We start from the raw sequence: 19,306 nt of genomic DNA, 5'->3' as shown, positions 1-19,306 counted from the left end.
CGCACCACTCCTTCGAGGTGATACGTTACCACCTAAGCATTCGGAGTTAGGCGTTGCTGAAAAGTAGTATGAATCGAAACGAAGTTTCGAGCATACAGCACCTATTTCATACCAAATTCAGCAACGCCGAGGTATGGGAGTGTGGGGGTAAAACCCCTGGCTTGGGGGCACTGCCCTCCCCCCCCTTGAAGCCCAATCTACTCAATCTACTAATGCGTTTGCGTAGAACTATATTTAATAATGTTTCCGCCAGTTCTCATGTTTGAATGAACCTGAACTTTTCTATTCGTACAGCAAAGTTACTAGCTCCTGCTTCAAGCCAGTATTCGGAGAAGCCAACCAGGTCCTGGAAAATGTAACGGATTGCAACGTATAATGAGAGTACTGCAATTTTGAAGAAAAGATAAAAAGACGACATGCGTGTTGCGATCGCCGGAGGCGGACTGGCTGGTCTGGCCTGTGCCAAATACCTTGTGGATGCGGGTCATACTCCGATTGTTCTGGAAAGTCGGGACGTTTTGGGGGGACTGGTCGCTGCCTGGAAAGATGAGGATGGAGACTGGTACGAGACCGGACTGCATGTGTTCTTTGGTGCCTATCCCAACATGCTCCAGTTATTGAAGGAACTGGGTATTGAAGACCGCCTCCAGTGGAAAGAACACACCCTCATTTTCAACCAGCCGGAGAAGCCAGGGGTATTGTCCCGCTTTGATGTGCCCGATATTCCGGCTCCCATCAATGTGATTGTGTCCATTCTCCGCAACAATGACATGCTGACCTGGGAGCAGAAGATCCGGTTTGCGATCGGGCTGCTGCCGGCCATTGTGCGAGGGCAGAACTACGTCGAAAAAATGGATCAATACTCCCTGCTGGAATGGCTACGCCTGCAAGGAGTGGATGAGGGAGTCAATACTGATATTTTCATCGCAGCCTCCAAGGCACTCACCTTCATTAATCCGGAAGATGTGTCGGCCACCGTTCCGCTCACCGCGCTCAATCGCTTCTTACAGGAACGTTACGGTTCCAAAATTGCCTTTCTGGATGGTTCACCCACTGAGCGGCTATGCCAACCGATGGTGGATTACATCACTGGCGGTGGCGGCGAAGTTCACCTCAAAAAGCCTCTGAAGCAGATTTTGCTGAATGAGGACAACAGCGTGCGCGGCTTTTTGATTCGCGGACTAGAGGGGGCACCCGATCAGGTCGTGACAGCAGATGCTTATGTTTCGGCCATGCCAGTGGATGTGATGAAGGTGCTGATGCCAGAGCCCTGGAAGCAGATTGAATTCTTCCAGAAGCTGGAGGGGTTGGAAGGGGTGCCCGTGATCAACCTGCACCTGTGGTTTGATCGCAAGTTGACCGATGTGGATCAGCTTTTGTTTTCGCGATCGCCCCTCTTGAGCGTATACGCCGACATGAGCAACACCTGCAAGGAATACGCCAACCCCGATCGCTCAATGCTGGAGTTAGTCCTGGCTCCTGCCAAAGATTGGATTGACAAATCGGAAGCGGAGATCTTGGCAGCAACCATGAAAGAGTTAGAAAAACTTTTTCCCCAGCACTTCACGGGTGACCAGCCCGCCAGATTGCTGAAATACAAGGTGGTGAAGACGCCCCGCTCCGTTTACACGGCCTCTCCAGGGCGACAGGCCCACCGTCCCAGCCAGGAAACTCCGGTGCCCAATTTCTTTTTGGCAGGCAGTTATACCATGCAACGCTACCTGGGCAGTATGGAAGGTGCCGTGCTTTCTGGTAAGCTGACAGCGCAGGCGATCGCAAGCAGTCACAAACTCGCGACTGTTTTACCCCCTGTTAGTTCCACGAGTCAACCGACACCCGTTGGTTCGCAGGCATAAGTGTTCTATTTCACCCACATCGACACGCCAATTCCTGACACATGAACTGACGCTGATGGTTGCAAGTGAAAAGGCTAACAATGTTCAAGGCACAAGCAGTCTACCTTCGAGAAAGGCAGATGCGCTGGTACAGTCACCGCGCCTGCAATCCCCGTCATGCGTTCCGAGAAACATGCTGGAATTGCCTGAATCCTGTGGTGTGAGAAACCTGGCGTCCTTAGAGGATGCCTACGAGCGGTGCCGTCAAATTACGGCAAAGTACTCCAAGACGTTTTACATCGGCACCCTGCTGATGCCCCCCGCCAAACGACGAGCTATCTGGGCCATTTACGTCTGGTGTCGCCGCACTGATGAACTGGTGGATGGCCCCGCCGCTGACCTGACGACCACTGAAACCCTGGATCAGTGGGAGCGACATCTGGAGTCCGTGTTTGCCGGACATCCCATCGACGACCTGGACGTGGCACTGGTCGATACCCTGGAGCGCTTTCCCATCAGTATCCAGCCCTTTCGTGACATGATCGAGGGGCAACGGATGGATTTGTACCGCTCTCGCTATGAAACGTTTGAAGAGTTGGAACTTTACTGTTACCGAGTGGCCGGGACGGTGGGATTGATGACCACTCCAGTGATGGGCATTGACACTACCCCCCGCACCGCTCCCTGGGATCGGGGCGAAGTGGAAGACCCCACCAAAGAAGCGATCGCCCTCGGCATTGCCAACCAGCTCACCAACATTCTGCGCGACGTGGGGGAAGATGCCCGCCGGGGCAGAATCTACATTCCCCAGCAGGAGTTAGCCCTGTTCAACTACACAGAAGAGGATTTGTTCAACGGGGTGGTGGACGATCGCTGGCGAGAGTTGATGCGCTTTCAGATTCAGCGAGCCCGCAAATTCTTTGCCAGCGCCGAAAGGGGCATTAGCCTGCTCAGCCGCGACGCTCGCTTCCCTGTCTGGGCTGCACTCATGCTATATCGCGGCATCCTGGACGAGATCGAACGCAACGGTTACGATGTTTTTCGCCGCAGAGCCTACGTTTCAGGACCCCGCAAGCTCACCTACATTCCCATCGCCCGACTGCGGGCAGCAGTTTTATAGGAGTCAAGGGTCAAGGGAAGTGAGGAGGGAGGGGAAAATTCTAGAAACGGGGCTCTGACCCCTCGAAACCCTGATTCCTTCGACTCCCTTTCCAGGATTGCAACAAAAAAATTGACAAACCCTGGAAGCCCAAAACTTAAAACTCAAAACTCCATCACTCCACTACTCATCCCCCCTCCCACTCATCCCCCCTCAATCCCCACTCCCCGTTCTTTCTCCCCTCTTTCTTCCTTCTTCTTTCCTCTTTCCTCTTTCATTCACCAGCCCCAATCAGGGTAAAGCCTGCCCAGGCGATCGGGTTGGGATGCTGCTGCTTTGTGATTAGCATGGCCTGTCGCAATGCCTGGGCCTTGTCTGGGTTGTTCTGCCATTGGCGATAAAACTCAGTCATGAGGGAAGCGGTGGGTGAATCTGGAATCGACCAGAGCGATACAATCACGCTGGGTACCCCCGCCGAAAGGATAGAACGAGACAGCCCGATCACCCCGTCTCCGGTAATTCTGCCGCGCCCGGTATCACAGGCACTCAGAACCACCAGTTCTGCCTGTAACTTCATAGTTAGAATTTCATCAGCAGTCAGCAACCCATTATCTTGCTGGGGAGCGAGGGCGATGGAACTCCCAATCCCCCGCATCTCATCGAACAGTCCGTGGGTTGCCAGGTGAATCAGTCGAGCCTTGGGCATCTGTTGCAGGACAGCCGCTTTGGTTGCCTGGCTGCCAATTAAGGCAGGAGCTTTGAGGAAGGCTGCGATCGCCTTTGCCTCCTGCTCTGCGCCCGGTAAAGGTGCCAGAGGTCTGGCAGGTTCCCCTGGCTCGAATACAACCTCTGGCATCACGGGATTGCCGACAATGAGCGCAGATTCAGGGGACATTTTCTCACTCCTTACTCCGCTCCCCTTCCTGGTTAGCCCCATCACCTGAATTGAGGGTGCGGTCAAAATCGTGTGCTTTTCCAGTAAGTACTTGCCATCCTTATCTTGTAAGGCCGCAAAGGGGACGAGAAACAAAGGTCCCTGAGGCACAAACGTCACGTGATGATTGGGGGCATCTGGCAGTAAATCGGCGATGGGTTCAATTAAAATTTGATGCAGTCGCTGGAGTTGTGCCTTCATCAAAGGGCGGGCGGGATTGGCTTCAAAATCCAGTGGGTGGGTTGGTTGGGGACTACCAGCTTCAGAAGTGGGAACGACCGCTAAACCACCTGTGCGGAAATAGCTGCGGGTAGCCGTAATGATTTCCGTCAAACTCGCATTTGAGGTTTGCCTCTGACGGGGATCTGAAACAGCACCAGCCCTGGTTTGAGCGAGTTGAGTTGGAGACAGTTTCACCTGGCGGAAGGCGATCGCCCCCGTCGGTTGAATCACCCAAATGAAAAGCTCTGTGGGTGAGGCAATTGAATACTCGACGATTGTAGAGTTTTGCTGTTTGGCAATTTGCTGGATATCCCCCAGCGTGGGGGGCGATATTTCTAATTGAGGAGTACCTGAGTCCCCATAAATTCGTTGTGCCAGCAGGTCTACAAATGCACGGGTGCGCCCCTCGCTCGGCAATTTCCAGGGCCGCTTCAGGGCGGTTTTGAGCAATCAAAACCTGCTGCAAGTTGGCATAAGCATCCGACTGGATGTCAAAAAGCGAAACTTTGTATCGGTCTTCTAACCCGGCGCGTAGGGATTCATAGATCTGCATAGCCTGCCGCAGGGAGCGTTCTGCTTCTTCAGGGCGATCGGAGAAGTTGAATGCAATTCCCAGGGAAACCAGGAAACTTGCTTCAAATCGACGGTTATCCTGAACTTTCTGGCCGATCGCCAATCCTTGCTCAAGCACCTTAATTGCTTCAGGATACCTGCCTTGCTGCAAATAAACCAAACCAATACTCCCCAACAGTCGCCCTTCCGCCACACGCTTTTTCTGTTTCCGGTCGATCTGCAAACCCTGCTGGTAGTACTCCAATGCCCTGGAGAGTTGATTCAGTTGGGAGTAGACGATGCCTAAATCATTCAAGTTCGTGATTTGCCAGTGATAGTCTTTGAATTTCTGGGCGATCGCCAGGCTCTGTTGGCGATACTCAATCGACTTTTCGTAGTTTCCCGATATCCGGTAGATGGCTCCCAAGAGATTGAGTAATCGTCCCTCTGTATGGCGATCGTTCAGGTATCGACTGATCCGGAGCGCCCGCTGATAGGACTGCCATGCCTGCTGATAATCGCCCAGATAGTGATAGATCTCGCCCATTGTGCCCAGCACATCCAACTCAAGCTCAGGATGTTGGATTTTTTGAGCGATCGCCAGACTCTGCTGGAAGTACTTGAGAGCCCGGGTATACTCGTACATAGAAAAATAAGCTTTACCCAAATTGTTCAAGCCCCTTGCCTGCTCTAGCTCATTACGAAGTTCCTGGGCAAAGGTCAGAGCTTCTTGAAAGTATTCAATCGACTTACGGTATTCACCTGAGTTCCGGTACGCCACCCCCAGATTGTTCAAAGCGATTTCTTGGGCAGAGGCATCCTTCAGCTCACGGGCAATGCTCAAACTGTGCTGAAAGGCGGCGATCGCTCTGGCATATCGGTCGGGGTCCGATCTCAAGCTGGCATCGCCGGGTCCCAGAGACAGATAGCACAGCCCAATTCCCTCCGAAGCCTGCCCTTCTGCCCGCCGATCGCCAAGTTCCTGGGCGATCGCCAGGGCTTGCTGATAGCTGGCGATGGCTTTTTCTCGCTGGCCCTGATCCAGGTAAACGATGCCCAGACTTCCCCAAGTTCGCATTTCCAGATGGCGATCCGGCAATTCTCGCGTTAATTTGAGTGCCCGCTGCAAGCTTTCAATGGCCTGGTCATAGTTCCGCTGACGAACGTAAACCTGCTGCAATTCTGTGAGAATGGCGAACTCGGTCTTTGGATCGGGAAGGGTCCGAGTAATCGCGATGCTTTGTTGATATATAGTGAATCGCCTGACTGTCCCTACCAAGCCAGCGATAGGTTTTTGCCAGATCCCAGAGAATCTGCCGCTCAATGGAGCGATCGCGGTTCTTCGACTGCCGGTAATGGGCCAGTGTCTGCTCACACGGTTTGATATTGGATTCAATCACAAAAACAAGCAGTTCTCCCTTTTCTGACTTCCGTCTGGTCAATAAATTACACACCTTACGGAGATCTTCAGGGATTGGAAGGGCTGTTGTTTGGGCGACGGCCAGGGGCAGAGAGCCAGCCAGGGACGGGGCAAAGGCAAGAGCCAGCGTGAGGCGCAGCCATGACTTGAAATGCGGAAACATTCATAGCCTCCTCGTTAAAAATAAGCCCCGATCCTGCTTTTAATTTATGTCTTCTGCGGGGGGAAATATGCAGATTCCGACAGCTTGTAGAAAGTTTGGTTCTCCTGGCTTGCCGGTGAAAGAGTAGCGCAAGTTACTCTTTCATCTCAAATAAGTAGCCAGGCGCAATTAAATTAAATTAAGGATAATTTTGGAAGTGGAGGGGGTGAAACCCTCTGCCTGGGGCCGCAGCTCCCACTTCCCCCTTTACAAATTAGTTATGACTACCTACTTAAAACCCCTGGACTGTTGATTTTGTTTTGGTGATAAGCGTCGCTTTCACCAAACTCTCAGGAGAGTCGAAAGTCTTTAAGATGGAAGTTGCGAATAAATTAAATGATTGCGATCGCCCCCCATGTCTTCTATTACAACTTCCTCACCCAATCTGGCCGCTTCGGTAAGCCCCCTGCTGGGTCAATCCCTGGCTGAACTGACGGATTGGGTTCAGCAACAGGGGCAACCCGCCTATCGCGGCAAGCAACTCCACGAGTGGCTCTACCAGAAAGGGGCGCGATCGCTGTCTGAAATTTCCGTCTTTCCCAAGCAGTGGCGGGCGGAACTGGCTGAAGTCCAGATTGGACGCTCCACCATCCACCACCGCGCTCCTGCCCCAGATGGCACTGTCAAATTTCTCCTGCAGCTTTCCGATGGTCAGATTATTGAAACCGTTGGCATTCCCTCCTACTCTTCCCACCCCGCACCCCACACCCTCTCCCGCCTCACTGTTTGTGTCTCTTCCCAGGTGGGTTGCCCCATGGCCTGTGACTTTTGCGCGACGGGCAAAGGCGGATTTCTGCGTAACCTGGCAACCCATGAAATTGTGGATCAGGTGCTGACAGTACAGGAAGATTTTCAGCAGCGCGTCAGCAACATTGTGTTCATGGGTATGGGCGAACCCCTGCTCAATACCGACAATGTTCTGGCAGCGGTCAGATGTTTGAATCAGGACGTGGGGATTGGCCAACGCCTGATCACCCTTTCAACCGTTGGCATTCCTGGACATATTCGCCGCCTGGCAGAACACCAGCTCCAGGTAACTCTGGCGGTCAGCCTGCACGCTTCTAATCAAAAATTGCGGGAACAGCTCATTCCCTCGGCTCGACGCTACCCGCTAGAAACCCTGCTGAATGAATGCCGGGAGTACGTTCAGATCACGGGGCGTCGGGTGACCTTTGAATACATTCTGCTGGCCGGATTGAATGACTGCCCGGAGCACGCGATCGAACTGGCAAACCATTTGCGCGGCTTTCAAAGCCACGTCAACCTGATCCCCTACAACCCAATTCAGGAAGTAGACTACAAACGCCCAGATAGCCGCCGAATCCAATCGTTTGTTGATGCTTTGAAGGCTCACCATATTGCAGTCAGCGTTCGCCGTTCCCGTGGGCTGCAAGCAGATGCAGCCTGTGGTCAGTTGCGTGCTTCCGCCATCTCACAGGATGTGCCGAGTGGGGTGTAGGGAATGGAGAATATTCAAACACCCATCACTTCTCTCAAATTACTAGCATTGCAAACACTAGATTTTGCAACATGAGGATTTGGAGGCAGAGCCCCCCAAGCAGGGGTGGAACCCCTGCACCCCCAACAAAACTTTTTTGTTGTACCAGCGGGCGTTGTTGTACTAGCGGGCGAAGATGCCGGGAGCATAGGCTTCAATCACCTTACCTGTCTGAGAGCAGGTAATCATTAAATAATCGCAGGTCGGACATTGAGTTCTAATCAAGTGCTCCGACTCAAGGTGGTGGCGTTCAGCACAACTGCCACAATTAGGGCAGCAAACTTCAATTACCGTAGCGGCATCAACAACGTGAGTACTAAACATTTTCGTATCAACTAAGTTTTGCAGGGTTTTCATCAGAGCTCTTTACAATTCGAAATTAAAAGTGACAAAAAGTATCAGAATTAACTAAATGAACGCAATTTATGCGTGGAACAGTCGCCAAAGTTGAACTTCCATTATGTCGGTATTTATGCGGGTTGGCAATGAATTTTTGGATAGAAACCCTATGATTTTTATGAAATCCTGTTAGGGATCAAGGCTATAAATGATTCCTTCAATTTGAAATAGTTTGCTCGCCTGGAAAGGCTCAAAGAATAATGGGTCAAAGGTTACAAATAGATTTGATAAGTCTTAAAAAGTTGTTAAATTTTTCGATATGGCGCTGCTATCTGGATTGTGAAAAGGGATTCCGCCGGAATCCCTTTTCACAGGGCCCTTTCATTTCACGAATCATTTAGGACTGCTATAAGTAGCTGGGCGCAATTAAATTTAAATTAAGGATAGTTTTGGGGGTGGAGGGGGTGAAATGTCTGGGGCGCAGCCCCCCACTCCTCCCCTTTACAAATTAATTATGACTACCTACTTAGCGATCCTATTTAGATTGTGAGAAAGGACTTTGCAGGAATCCTTTCTCACAAAGCCTCTCAATCTCACGACTGATTTAGGACTGCTATTTCAGATTTCTTGATTGAACGTGCTGAATGAAAAGCCGACTCGGAGAGGGGAAGGGGGAGAGGTCAGTTCACTCAAAGAATGCGGTGTTATTAAATCCATGATCCTTAGCGTTCACAAATTATTTGTGAACAAGGGGGGTGAGGGCGAAACCCCGACGCAGGGGCTCCACCCTGCACCCCGTTCAAATTTCACAAGAAGGATCGCTATAGGAGACCATAACAATCTGCTCGGATTGAAGGAGTTGCCTTGGGGGAAGGCTCTTTCCTAACTCCCTTTTTTAGCTCATGGCCAACATCGGCGCTAACTTCCGAGGTTTTGGCAAAATGCGTAAGTCCTGTTGATGATTCTTCATCCTTTCCCAAAAGGACTATCCAACTTTTGAAACCATTCAACCAGCTTCTGGGCTTCCGTCTGCACGTTATGATGCAGAGCGACCCGGCGAGCGCCTTCCTTGCCCATGCGTTCCAATGTTTCCAGAGGGGTTTGCATTGCTATGCGCATCGCCTCTGCCAGAGCTTCGGAAGAGCCAGAGGGAACTAACCAGCCACACTGACCCGATTCAACCAGTTCTGGAATTCCGGCAATGTAAGTGCTGATCACGGGACGACCCAGGGCAAGCGCTTCCATAATGCCCACTGGCAAACCCTCAGCGAAGCTGGGTAGTACCATTACCTGGGCCTTCAAGATTTGCTGCTGAACTTCGGCGTTGGTTGCCCAGCCTGTTATCTCTACATGGTCTTTCAACCCCAGTTGGGAAATCATCGTTTCAATTTGTTGACGGAGCGGTCCATCCCCAACCAGAACAAGCTTGAACTTGAACCCTTTTGCTGCAAGCTGACTGGCCGCCTCAATCAAAGTAAGATGCCCCTTCTGCTCGCTCAGACGGGCTACACAAACGAACTGAGGCTGGGCTGGAAGAGAAACATAGGGCTGGGTTAGAAAGGCACTATCTACTCCGCAGTGAACGACATGAATCTTTGCCCATTGGTGATAGGTGCACCAGCGGAAGAGTTGGCTCTTGCCGAAGGAACAAACCGCCACCACAAAAGCCGCCCGCTGAATTTTTTCGGAGAGGGCGATCGCCGCTGGCTTATCAAATTCCTCCGGGCCATGCACTGTAAAGCTGTAGGAAGGGCCTCCTAAAGCCTGACACAACATGGCAACCGTTGTGGAGTTCGTACCAAAGTGGGCGTGAACGTGGTCAATCTCTGCTTCAGAAAACCAGTTCAGCAGCACACAGGCTTCTGCCAGGTAGGCCAGATGGATCACCAGCCCTCGTTCTGATTTCCAGCCAACTTTAAAGGTAAGGCGAGCTGCATTCAAAAACTGCCGGGGTTTGAACAGAGCAACACGCACCAGGTGAGTCAGTAAACCGATCGCTCCCACCTTCAGGACAAAGCGAGTTTTCTCAAATTCCTGTTTGTCTGCGTCATCCACCAGTTCTGCATCCAGCGATCGGATGGAAAAACGAGAAACCCTCACTCCCTCTGCTTCAACTGCAAGAATTTCCCGACGAATAAAGCTGTGGCTGACCTTAGGATATTGATTCACTAAATAGGCAATATTCATAGGAGTTGTTAATTGTTGATTGTTAGTTGTTATACCAATTTGATTTGAAAACAGTGCAAATCCGACCCCCTCCTGACCTCCCCTTGCCAAGGGGAGGTGCCGAAGGCGGTGGGGTGATGTGCAAGGTTCATCATTTAAATCGGTATTAGTAAGGTGTGAGGTAAGTAACTGGACAAAATTAAATTGAAGATAGATTTGGGGGTGGAGGGGGTGGAACCCCCTGCCTGGGGGCGCAGCCCCCATTCTTTCTTCTGATAATTAATTGGGTGGAGCTGCTTATGAGGTGAGAAGGGTAGGGGTAGTTGCAGATGACACGGGCACAACAAATAGAGCCAGCTTGCCAAAGTGGACAACCCACTCAGGTATTCTGGCTCAAGTTTGTTAACTTTTTGGGTAATCCTGAACCTTTATCAACGCTTTATATCAGCGCAAAGAGGAAGTATTCCGGGGTAATTCCTGATTTAGAACTCTACTACCCTCTCTGGATGGTTGCCAGGATTTCGTCCAAAATCGCTTGCGCTCCTTGCTGGCGGAGACGCTGGGCAAGTTCGGTACCAAGCCGTTCAGCATCAGTCATGGGGCCAGTGATGGTGTCTTTTACCAGCTTTTGCCCATCCAAGCTTGCCACAATTCCTGACAGCGTGAGATTATCTCCATCTAAAACGGTATTCACGCCAATGGGTACCTGGCACCCTCCCTCCAACTCCCGCAGGAAGGCTCTTTCTGCATAGCAACGGTAGGCGGTAGGGAGATGCTCCAATGCCTTTAGCAGGTCTAACACTTCTGTATCGTCGGCGCGACACTCAATTCCCAGTGCTCCCTGACCTACTGCGTGGAGGGAGATTTCCGCTGGAATCACCTGATGAATGCGATCGCCCATACCGAGCCGCTGCAAACCCGCAACGGCCAAAATGAGTGCGTCGTACTCCCCAGCATCGAGCTTGGAAAGGCGAGTGTTGAGATTGCCCCGCACATCCTTAAAGCTGAAGTGGGGGTAGTAATGCCGCAGTTGTGCCAACCGTCGCAGGGAGGAGGTGCCAATGACTGCACCGGGGGGGAGGGTATCGAGTTGTTTATCTTTGTGCTTTTCATGCACAACCAGAGCATCTGCCGGATTTTCGCGCTCAGTGACACAACCAAGAACCAGCCCTTCTGGCAGGCGCGTTGGCAGGTCTTTGAGGGAGTGAACGGCAAAATCGATGTCGCCATTCAACATGCCAAGTTCCAGTTCTTTGGTGAAGAGCCCCTTATCGCCAATCTTTGCCAGAGCCACATCCAGGATTTTATCCCCCTGGGTACTCATAGTCTGGACTTCAAAGGTGCGATCGGGAAAAGCCTTCTGCAAGTGCTCCTGCACCCAATGAGTCTGAATCAGGGCTAATTGGCTTTTGCGAGAGCCAATCCGGATGGTGCGCTTAGAGCTGGAAACAGTCGGCGATGCAGACAGTGTCATAAATTCAGGAATTGAAACGGGAGAAGTCACTCTTTTCAGAGTACCGCAGTGTGCAGCCGTATCTGTAAAGGACGCAGGAATTAAATATTACAGATAGTTAAGAATAGATAGTAATCGCCCCCATGCAGGGTCCCAACCCTGCACCCCGTTCCAATTTCAAGAAGGAGCGTTATGCTTGTAACCTTCTCTTTTGAGTTAGCTGGTTTTTGGGTTAGCTGGTTACAGTGGGTTTGAGCAGTTCTAGAACACCATCGGCCAGCAGTTGCACGGCGATCGCCAGAATTAAAAATTCCAGGATGGGATTGAAAGCACCCATACCAGTTGGTCCAAACTTTTCAATCAAAGTCTTTCCTAAACCAGGAAATAACTTGGGGAATGGCTAAATCTTCCACCCTTACTCCAAATTCTTGAGCAATGAGTTTGAGCGGGGTCAGGGATGAGCTGACCAACTTGGAAAAGAATTGCTTGAATTGACGATCGCTCCCTCCCTGTAAGCTCTCATCCTGATACACCCAGTCTTCAATCTGTTCGGATGTCAGAGCGTCAATGGTGGTTTGATGCTGTTGAGCAATTTGCTTGAGCGATCGCAGGGCATAAATTGCCACCCGTACAGTAAATTTGTCATGGGAAGTCAGCAGTGCCTTATCCACTTCAGCACATTCCTCAGCCGTCAAAAATTCTGTATAGGGTTGCATGGGAATCTTTAGAACTCAACCGTTCGCGATCACCGTCCTACTGTAATTGGAAAAACCCCATTTCCTATGGAAAAGGATTTTTCAACGCCCCTGATTGACCAATGGTGTAGGACTGCTTTACTCAGATTAGCGCACTGGTATTTAAGCAGTCCTATCTGGATTGTAAAAGTGCTTTCCCTGCGTCCTCTTTATCGGAGGACTGCGATAGGGTGCAATTTAGCGTTCACACATCGTTTGTGAACAAGGGGAGGGGGGCTCTAACAACTAACCTCACCCTTCTCAATTCCTGGCTCTAATCAGATATCCACAGCGGTGTTCGCCGTCTACGAGCCAATGGGTACGTTCAACGTCGCAATCCAGAGCGATCGCAAACATCTCCAACTCATGCCCACACACACTGGGATAGGATTCTGCAATTTGAGAAATGGCGCAGTTATACTCTGTTAAAATAAAAGAAGTACCATCTGCTTGTTGAGCTCCCTTCTCATCGACAGGGTAATACTCTGCCATGTAGCCCTCTTCCCGTCGCATCCCGACCAGACTTTTCACCCGCTCCTCCAGGGAGCCATTCCCCAACCGTTGGCGGTACTCCAGTGCTTTCCGCTCCCATTGCTTCCGCAGAATAGAGCCCACCTGGTCTGGACCAACCGTTTCGGTCAGGGTATCTAGCAGAGAAATCGCAAATTCGTCATGGCGATGGGGAAACTGATTGCGCCCCTCCCGGCTGAGGGCATAAACGTAATTGGGGCGACCCATCCCCTCATTGGTCACCTGATGGACAATCAACCCTGCCGTTTCTAAGTCTTTCAAGTGCCGACGAATCGCCTGGGCGCTGATTTGTAAATGTTCAGCTAACTCTTGTGCTGTTGCCTGTCCCTGCTTCAAAAGAAGATGCAGGATGTCCTGTTTAGTAGAGTTCTGCTGAGTGGCTGTCATTCTCTTCCCGGGGGTTAGAACTTGCGCCATAGGCTGCAAGGCAGATTTGAGTGCGATCGCACGATTTCAGATCTACTTTGACAACAAAGGTGTTGCTAAAGTACCCTACAATGTAGTTAAGCAACAAACATGTTGTTTTAATTATAGAATCGATCCGTCGTCTTGTCGCGCTGCCTCATGAATACAGAAGCCAACCCCCCAAAAGCCTCAGACAAAAGCCTCGAAGCCATGAGGCACTTCTCAGAAACCTATGCCAAACGTACAAACACTTACTTCTGCGTTGATCCTGGGGTGACAGCGGTTGTGATTGAAGGTCTGGCTCGGCATAAGGATGAGCTAGGCTCGCCCCTTTGCCCCTGTCGTCACTATGAAGATAAGGAGGCTGAGGTCGCTGCTGCCTACTGGAACTGTCCCTGCGTCCCCATGCGCGAACGCAAAGAGTGCCACTGTATGCTCTTCCTGACGCCTGACAATGATTTTGCTGGCGATAAGCAGGAAATTACCTTCGAAGAGATTAGAGCCATTACGGGTCAATACTGAACCACAATGAGTTTTGCACTACGAGTTCTCGGTCATTGAACTCAAACTCAAAACTCAAAACTCAAAACTCAAAACTGTTGTAGAGAGACACCCTGATGAGTGCGATCGTCCAAAACCTGGTCAACCAACCCTACAAGTACGGATTCGTCACCCATATCGAATCTGACACTATTCCCCGCGGGTTGAACGAAGACATTATCCGCCTGATTTCGGCCAAGAAAGAAGAGCCAGAATTCATGCTGGAATTTCGTTTGCGCTCCTATCGCCAGTGGCTCAAAATGACCGAGCCCACCTGGCAAAATGCCAGCTATCCCCCTATCGACTATCAGAACATCATCTACTATTCCGCTCCCAGGCAGAAAGAAAAGAAGAAGAGTTTAGAAGACGTTGACCCAGAACTGCTAGAGACGTTTGAGAAATTAGGTATTCCTCTTTCAGAACAAAAACGGCTGGCCAACGTTGCGGTCGATGCCATTTTTGATAGCGTTTCCGTCGCAACCACCTTTAAGGAAAAGCTGGCGGAAAAAGGCATAATTTTCTGCTCTATCTCCGAAGCTATCCGGGAGTATCCTGAGTTGGTGCAGAAGTATTTAGGCAGTGTCGTGCCACCCGCCGACAACTACTTTGCAGCGCTCAACTCGGCAGTTTTCAGCGATGGTTCCTTTGTTTATATTCCCAAGGGCGTTCACTGCCCAATGGAACTGTCTACCTACTTCCGGATTAACAACGGAGATACCGGACAGTTCGAGCGGACACTGATCATTGCCGATGAAAGCAGCTACGTTAGCTATCTGGAGGGCTGCACCGCTCCCATGTATGACACCAACCAGCTTCATGCGGCTGTCGTGGAACTGGTTGCGCTGGACAATGCCGAAATTAAATATTCCACCGTACAAAACTGGTACGCCGGAGATGCCAGCGGTAAGGGCGGTATCTATAACTTTGTGACCAAACGGGGTCTGTGCCAGGGGGTTAACTCCAAAATCTCCTGGACTCAGGTAGAAACGGGTTCGGCCATTACCTGGAAGTATCCCAGTTGTGTCCTGGTGGGTGATAACTCCGTCGGTGAGTTTTATTCCGTTGCCCTTACCAATCACTACCAGCAAGCCGATACGGGCACCAAGATGATTCACATTGGTAAGAACACCCGCAGCACGATTATTTCCAAGGGAATTTCGGCGGGGCGATCGAAAAATAGCTATCGCGGTTTGGTCAAGATCGGTCCTAAGGCAACGGGTGCACGTAACTACTCCCAGTGTGACTCAATGTTGATTGGTGACAACGCTCAGGCGAATACCTTCCCCTACATTCAGGTGCAGAACAACACTGGTAAAGTCGAACACGAAGCTTCGACCTCCAAAATTGGCGAAGATCAGCTGTTTTACTTTACCCAGCGGGGTATCTCCGCAGAAGATGCCATTTCTATGATGATCAGCGGCTTCTGTAAGGATGTGTTTAACCAATTGCCGATGGAGTTTGCGGTTGAAGCTGATCGCCTCCTCAGTCTGAAACTGGAAGGTAGCGTTGGCTAATTACAATTACCTTCGCAGGAAGGTTTGTTCAATAAACATCGCAAACATGGGAATTACCTACGCAGATATTGAATTGATTAATAGACTGGATCTAGCAGGCAACATTCAAGAGGGTGAAGTCAAACACACTCAAGTCAGAACTTTAGTGGACGGCGGGGTATCACTGCTAGCCATTCCAGAGTCGATTCGAGATCAGTTAGATTTGCAAACAGTGGATGAACAGCAAGCTGAATTGGCCGATGAGTCTGTCATCATCGTCGATCTGGTCAGTCCCGTTGAGATCGACTTTATGAATCGCAAAGCAATTGCTGCTGCACAGTTAGTTACTATGCACATCCAGGATCTTTGAAATTCGGAACCCTGGAAACGAGCTTTATAAAGTTTAAGTTCTGGCAATCCTGAAACGCATTGGGCAGCTATAGCAATTCGTCAGTAGTTTAGAGGGATTAGAAAGTGATTCGTAATGACAGTGAAATCATTCTTTCGGTGCAGGATTTAACTGCTGAAGTCGATGGGGTTCAAATTCTGAAGGGATTGAATCTGGAGGTGAAAGCGGGTGAAATTCACGCCATTATGGGGCCAAATGGTTCTGGTAAAAGCACCTTTTCAAAAGTACTGGCAGGGCACCCGGACTACACCGTCACCGGAGGCACGGTTACCTTCCTGGGACAGGACTTGCTGGAAATGGAACCGGAAGACCGGGCTCGTTCCGGTGTGTTTTTGGCGTTTCAGTACCCAATTGAAATTCCCGGGGTCAGTAATCTGGACTTTTTGCGGGTGTCCTACAACTCGAAGCGAAAGCACCAGGGACTGGATGAACTGGATGCGTTTGATTTTGATGAGTTGGTTCAACAAAAGCTGGATGTGGTGAAAATGGACCCGGCGTTTCTGAGCCGCAGTGTGAATGAAGGGTTTTCTGGCGGTGAGAAGAAGCGGAATGAGATTCTGCAAATGGCATTGCTGGAGCCGAAACTGTCGATTCTGGATGAAACCGATTCGGGTCTGGATATTGATGCGCTCAAGATTGTGGCTAATGGTGTGAATCAGTTGACGACGCCGGAGAATGCGATCATTCTGATTACCCATTACCAGCGTCTGCTCAATTACATCGAGCCGGATTATGTACATGTGATGGAAGGTGGACGCATTGTGACCACTGGTGGCAAAGAATTGGCGTTAGAGCTTGAGGAGCGTGGTTACGATTGGGTGCGTGAAGAGGAGGTCGTGGGGGCAAAATGACGATTCAAGTGTCTACCGTTTCTGATGTAAAAACGACCAATGGGAAGGGGAGCGATCGCGCCGCTTACCTGATGGAGTTGCTCGATTTGTGCCCCCAGCTTGATCGCCCTGCAGCCAGGTTACAGGAAATTCGCGATCGCGCCGCTGCCAGAGTCCAGGAGTTGGCTATTCCCTCGACCAAAGATGAGGAATGGCGATTTACTGATTTATCTCCATTGCTCCAAACCCATTTTCAAGCCGCCCAACCTCAACCATCGGCTATCAGCCCCACTGAGATTGCCGCTTTCATCTTTCCAGAGCCCGCTTACCGTTTCGTGTTTATTGACGGAACATTCGCCCCATCCCTATCAAATGCACCTGTGATTTCAACCTGTTTGATTGCAGGCAATCTGGACGCCGTTCAGCAAAGCTCTCTGCGGGATCGACTGCCCGATTATCTGGCAAAGCAACAGGGAGCGGACGAGGTTTTCACGGCACTGAACTCCGCCAGTTTGAGGGACGTGGCGATCGCCTGCGTGCCTAAAAACCAAACCCCGGAAGTCCCAATTCATCTCCTGTTTATCTCCACAACGGCTGAACAGGCATTCATTAGCCATCCCCGCGCACTGGTGATGGCTGAACCGAATAGCCGTCTGACTTTGATTGAGGACTATGTCTCACTAGGGGAAGGGGTGTATTTCACGAATTCAGTGACGGAAATCTGGGTTGAAGCCAGTGCTGAGGTGCATCATACTAGAATTCAGAGGGATGCTGAGGCCGCGTTCCACATTGGTAAAACTGCGGTTTCTCAAGCACGGGACTCGCGCTACACCTGCAACGCCATCAGCTACGGTGCCCGGCTTTCCCGGCACCACCTGGAGATTTACCAGACTGGAGAGCAGACGGAAACCACACTGAATGGGTTAACTCTGATTGCGGGTGAACAGGTGGCGGATACTCATAGTGCGATCGCTTTCACCAAACCCTACGGTACCAGTCACCAAATCCATAAATGCATCGTGGACGACCGCGCCCATGCAGTATTTAATGGCAAGATTTTTGTTCCCAAACCTGCCCAACTGACTAATGCTGGACAGGTCAGTCGGACTTTGCTACTTTCGCCTAAAGCGCGTGTAGACACCAAACCTCAACTGGAAATTACAGCCGATAACGTCAAGTGTGCCCACGGAGCTACCGTCAGCCAGTTAGAAAACGACGAAGTTTTCTACCTGCAAAGTCGCGGCATTGATGCAGAAACAGCCCGCCGACTACTGACCTATGCCTTTGCCTACGATGTGATTCGTGAAATTCCTGTTCCATCCCTTCAAGATACGCTTACCCAATTTGTTAGAGAACACTTCTAAACTGCAATGACATTCACTCAAGAGAAAACAATCGCGGCCAAAGTTCGTTCAGACTTTCCAATTCTGAATGAAAAAATCCATGGAAAGCCCTTAGTTTACCTAGACAATGCAGCCACCTCTCAAAAACCGATCGCGGTTCTTCATGCCATCCAACACTATTACGAACACGATAATGCCAATGTCCATCGGGGCGTGCATACGTTAAGTACGCGGGCAACGGATGCTTATGAAGGGGCACGGGATAAGATTGCAGCATTCATCAACGCCGCTTCCCGCCAGGAAATTGTTTACACTCGTAACGCCAGTGAGGCCGTTAATTTAGTGGCTTATTCCTGGGGTTTAGCGAATCTACAAGCGGGTGATGAAATCATCCTGACAGTGATGGAGCATCACAGTAACCTGATTCCCTGGCAACTAATTGCCCAGCGAACGGGGGCTGTTCTGAAATTTGTTGAATTAACGGAAACGGAAGAGTTTGACTTTGAGCACTTTAAATCTCTACTGTCGGATCAAACAAAACTCGTCGCGGTTGTCCATATCTCTAACACCCTGGGCTGCATTAATCCAGTCAAGGAGATTTGTGCTGAGGCCCACCGTTATGGAGCCGGAGTGCTAATCGATGCGTCTCAATCGGTTCCTCATTTGCCGATTGATGTACAAGCTATCGATTGTGATTGGCTCGTTGCCACTGGTCACAAAATGTGCGGTCCTACAGGAATTGGGTTCCTTTATGGCAAGCTGGATTTACTACGCTCCATGCCGCCATTTTTGGGGGGTGGAGAGATGATTGCAGATGTGTTCCTGGATCATTCGACCTATGCCGATCTGCCCCATAAATTTGAGGCGGGAACACCTGCTATTGCGGAAGCAATCGCCCTTGGTGCGGCTGTGGATTATCTCACCAACATTGGGATGGACAAAATCCATGCTTATGAGGAAGAACTCACCGCTTATCTATTTCAGCAGCTTGAGCAAATTCCCGAAGTGAGAACCTATGGTCCAAAGCCAAAGGCCGACGGTAGTGGACGGGCTGCTTTAGTCGCCTTTACCGCAGGTGGCACCCATCCCCACGATCTTTCTACCATTCTAGATCAGGCAGGTGTTGCAATTCGGGCTGGGCACCACTGTACCCAACCGCTGCATCGTTATCTGGGAGCACAATCCACTGCACGGGCCAGCCTCTACTTTTACAACACCCGTGAAGAAATTGATGTGTTTATCGCAGCGTTAAAAGAGGCGATCGAATTCTTTGGCAGTCTGTTTGGCTAGAAAACATTTCA

At 50.6% G+C, this 19,306-nt stretch carries 18 protein-coding genes; 9 read left to right on the top strand and 9 right to left on the bottom strand.

All coding sequences use genetic code 11. The annotated features are described in order from the left end of the window. Positions 1 to 416: 416 nt before the first annotated feature. Both pds and crtB read left to right on the top strand, forming a co-directional pair. Positions 417 to 1,856 (top strand): 15-cis-phytoene desaturase, encoded by a 1,440-nt coding sequence (gene pds / locus P4D80_RS13410; RefSeq protein ID WP_421654502.1) that lies wholly within the window; start codon positions 417 to 419, stop codon positions 1,854 to 1,856. A gap of 55 nt (positions 1,857 to 1,911) precedes the next feature. Beyond that, on the top strand, positions 1,912 to 2,955 hold the full coding sequence (gene crtB / locus P4D80_RS13405) for a 15-cis-phytoene synthase CrtB (RefSeq protein WP_421654500.1): 1,044 nt from the start codon (positions 1,912 to 1,914) through the stop codon (positions 2,953 to 2,955). 253 nt (positions 2,956 to 3,208) lie between these two features. On the opposite strand, the gene P4D80_RS13400 is transcribed toward crtB, so the two are convergent. The 3 genes from P4D80_RS13400 to P4D80_RS13390 are packed head-to-tail and all read right to left on the bottom strand — an operon-like array spanning position 3,209 to position 6,225. Further along, the gene (locus tag P4D80_RS13400; RefSeq protein ID WP_421654499.1) at positions 3,209 to 4,201 is read right to left on the bottom strand and encodes a CHAT domain-containing protein; all 993 of its coding nucleotides are present in this window, start codon (positions 4,199 to 4,201) and stop codon (positions 3,209 to 3,211) included. After that, positions 4,131 to 5,822 carry a tetratricopeptide repeat protein gene (locus P4D80_RS13395; protein ID WP_421654498.1) on the bottom strand — a complete coding sequence of 564 codons (1,692 nt, stop codon included), beginning with the start codon at positions 5,820 to 5,822 and terminating at the stop codon, positions 4,131 to 4,133. The genes P4D80_RS13400 and P4D80_RS13395 overlap by 71 nt, the downstream gene beginning before the upstream one ends. Further along, positions 5,788 to 6,225, bottom strand: a complete 438-nt coding sequence (locus tag P4D80_RS13390; RefSeq protein ID WP_421654496.1) for a hypothetical protein — start codon at positions 6,223 to 6,225, stop codon at positions 5,788 to 5,790. Before P4D80_RS13390 ends, P4D80_RS13395 begins: the two co-directional genes overlap by 35 nt. Before the next feature lie 394 nt (positions 6,226 to 6,619). Between P4D80_RS13390 and rlmN the strand changes: the two genes are divergently transcribed. Then, positions 6,620 to 7,723 (top strand): 23S rRNA (adenine(2503)-C(2))-methyltransferase RlmN, encoded by a 1,104-nt coding sequence (rlmN, locus tag P4D80_RS13385; RefSeq protein ID WP_421654494.1) that lies wholly within the window; start codon positions 6,620 to 6,622, stop codon positions 7,721 to 7,723. A 162-nt stretch (positions 7,724 to 7,885) separates the two neighbouring features. On the opposite strand, the gene P4D80_RS13380 is transcribed toward rlmN, so the two are convergent. From P4D80_RS13380 to sufR, 6 genes are all read right to left on the bottom strand, one after another. Next, the gene (locus tag P4D80_RS13380; protein WP_421654492.1) at positions 7,886 to 8,119 is read right to left on the bottom strand and encodes a replication restart DNA helicase PriA; all 234 of its coding nucleotides are present in this window, start codon (positions 8,117 to 8,119) and stop codon (positions 7,886 to 7,888) included. Between the two features lie 948 nt (positions 8,120 to 9,067). Further along, positions 9,068 to 10,288 (bottom strand): glycosyltransferase, encoded by a 1,221-nt coding sequence (locus P4D80_RS13375; protein WP_421654490.1) that lies wholly within the window; start codon positions 10,286 to 10,288, stop codon positions 9,068 to 9,070. A gap of 472 nt (positions 10,289 to 10,760) precedes the next feature. Continuing rightward, positions 10,761 to 11,741: a hydroxymethylbilane synthase gene (gene hemC, locus P4D80_RS13370; RefSeq protein ID WP_421654488.1), complete on the bottom strand. Its 981-nt coding sequence runs from the start codon at positions 11,739 to 11,741 to the stop codon at positions 10,761 to 10,763. A gap of 211 nt (positions 11,742 to 11,952) precedes the next feature. After that, positions 11,953 to 12,084 (bottom strand): hypothetical protein, encoded by a 132-nt coding sequence (locus P4D80_RS13365; RefSeq protein WP_421654487.1) that lies wholly within the window; start codon positions 12,082 to 12,084, stop codon positions 11,953 to 11,955. After that, positions 12,077 to 12,436, bottom strand: coding sequence for a hypothetical protein (locus P4D80_RS13360; RefSeq protein ID WP_421654486.1), 360 nt, complete (start codon positions 12,434 to 12,436; stop codon positions 12,077 to 12,079). The genes P4D80_RS13365 and P4D80_RS13360 overlap by 8 nt, the downstream gene beginning before the upstream one ends. A 279-nt stretch (positions 12,437 to 12,715) precedes the next feature. Further along, the gene (gene sufR / locus P4D80_RS13355; RefSeq protein ID WP_421654485.1) at positions 12,716 to 13,372 is read right to left on the bottom strand and encodes an iron-sulfur cluster biosynthesis transcriptional regulator SufR; all 657 of its coding nucleotides are present in this window, start codon (positions 13,370 to 13,372) and stop codon (positions 12,716 to 12,718) included. A 177-nt stretch (positions 13,373 to 13,549) separates the two neighbouring features. Between sufR and P4D80_RS13350 the strand changes: the two genes are divergently transcribed. The 6 genes from P4D80_RS13350 to P4D80_RS13325 all read left to right on the top strand — a co-directional run bounded on the left by P4D80_RS13350 (position 13,550) and on the right by P4D80_RS13325 (position 19,295). After that, complete coding sequence (locus P4D80_RS13350; RefSeq protein WP_421654484.1) at positions 13,550 to 13,912, top strand: ferredoxin thioredoxin reductase catalytic beta subunit; 363 nt, start codon at positions 13,550 to 13,552, stop codon at positions 13,910 to 13,912. A 95-nt stretch (positions 13,913 to 14,007) separates the two neighbouring features. Beyond that, entirely contained in the window at positions 14,008 to 15,444 is a 1,437-nt protein-coding gene (gene sufB, locus P4D80_RS13345) for a Fe-S cluster assembly protein SufB (RefSeq protein ID WP_421654483.1), read from the top strand. A gap of 46 nt (positions 15,445 to 15,490) precedes the next feature. Continuing rightward, complete coding sequence (locus P4D80_RS13340; RefSeq protein WP_421654482.1) at positions 15,491 to 15,793, top strand: hypothetical protein; 303 nt, start codon at positions 15,491 to 15,493, stop codon at positions 15,791 to 15,793. A gap of 104 nt (positions 15,794 to 15,897) precedes the next feature. Then, entirely contained in the window at positions 15,898 to 16,683 is a 786-nt protein-coding gene (gene sufC / locus P4D80_RS13335) for a Fe-S cluster assembly ATPase SufC (protein ID WP_421654481.1), read from the top strand. Next, the gene (gene sufD, locus P4D80_RS13330; RefSeq protein WP_421654480.1) at positions 16,680 to 18,026 is read left to right on the top strand and encodes a Fe-S cluster assembly protein SufD; all 1,347 of its coding nucleotides are present in this window, start codon (positions 16,680 to 16,682) and stop codon (positions 18,024 to 18,026) included. The genes sufC and sufD overlap by 4 nt, the downstream gene beginning before the upstream one ends. Before the next feature lie 6 nt (positions 18,027 to 18,032). Beyond that, positions 18,033 to 19,295, top strand: a complete 1,263-nt coding sequence (locus P4D80_RS13325) for a SufS family cysteine desulfurase (RefSeq protein WP_421654479.1) — start codon at positions 18,033 to 18,035, stop codon at positions 19,293 to 19,295. Positions 19,296 to 19,306: the final 11 nt, after the last annotated feature.

Origin of the sequence: Leptothermofonsia sp. ETS-13 (assembly GCF_049200465.1) — a bacterium.
Taxonomy (GTDB): domain Bacteria; phylum Cyanobacteriota; class Cyanobacteriia; order Leptolyngbyales; family Leptolyngbyaceae; genus Leptothermofonsia.
This window is presented reverse-complemented; position numbering and strand designations above follow the sequence as displayed.

What these genes read in the sequence shown, in the direction of transcription:
- pds (WP_421654502.1), top strand. Translation starts at nt 417, where the DNA reads ATGCGTGTTGCGATCGCCGGAGGCGGACTGGCTGGTCTGGCCTGTGCC.
- crtB (WP_421654500.1), top strand. Translation starts at nt 1,912, where the DNA reads ATGGTTGCAAGTGAAAAGGCTAACAATGTTCAAGGCACAAGCAGTCTA.
- P4D80_RS13390 (WP_421654496.1), bottom strand. Translation starts at nt 6,225, where the DNA reads ATGTTTCCGCATTTCAAGTCATGGCTGCGCCTCACGCTGGCTCTTGCC.
- rlmN (WP_421654494.1), top strand. Translation starts at nt 6,620, where the DNA reads ATGTCTTCTATTACAACTTCCTCACCCAATCTGGCCGCTTCGGTAAGC.
- P4D80_RS13380 (WP_421654492.1), bottom strand. Translation starts at nt 8,119, where the DNA reads ATGAAAACCCTGCAAAACTTAGTTGATACGAAAATGTTTAGTACTCAC.
- P4D80_RS13375 (WP_421654490.1), bottom strand. Translation starts at nt 10,288, where the DNA reads ATGAATATTGCCTATTTAGTGAATCAATATCCTAAGGTCAGCCACAGC.
- hemC (WP_421654488.1), bottom strand. Translation starts at nt 11,741, where the DNA reads ATGACACTGTCTGCATCGCCGACTGTTTCCAGCTCTAAGCGCACCATC.
- P4D80_RS13360 (WP_421654486.1), bottom strand. Translation starts at nt 12,436, where the DNA reads ATGCAACCCTATACAGAATTTTTGACGGCTGAGGAATGTGCTGAAGTG.
- sufR (WP_421654485.1), bottom strand. Translation starts at nt 13,372, where the DNA reads ATGACAGCCACTCAGCAGAACTCTACTAAACAGGACATCCTGCATCTT.
- P4D80_RS13350 (WP_421654484.1), top strand. Translation starts at nt 13,550, where the DNA reads ATGAATACAGAAGCCAACCCCCCAAAAGCCTCAGACAAAAGCCTCGAA.
- sufB (WP_421654483.1), top strand. Translation starts at nt 14,008, where the DNA reads ATGAGTGCGATCGTCCAAAACCTGGTCAACCAACCCTACAAGTACGGA.
- P4D80_RS13340 (WP_421654482.1), top strand. Translation starts at nt 15,491, where the DNA reads ATGGGAATTACCTACGCAGATATTGAATTGATTAATAGACTGGATCTA.
- sufD (WP_421654480.1), top strand. Translation starts at nt 16,680, where the DNA reads ATGACGATTCAAGTGTCTACCGTTTCTGATGTAAAAACGACCAATGGG.
- P4D80_RS13325 (WP_421654479.1), top strand. Translation starts at nt 18,033, where the DNA reads ATGACATTCACTCAAGAGAAAACAATCGCGGCCAAAGTTCGTTCAGAC.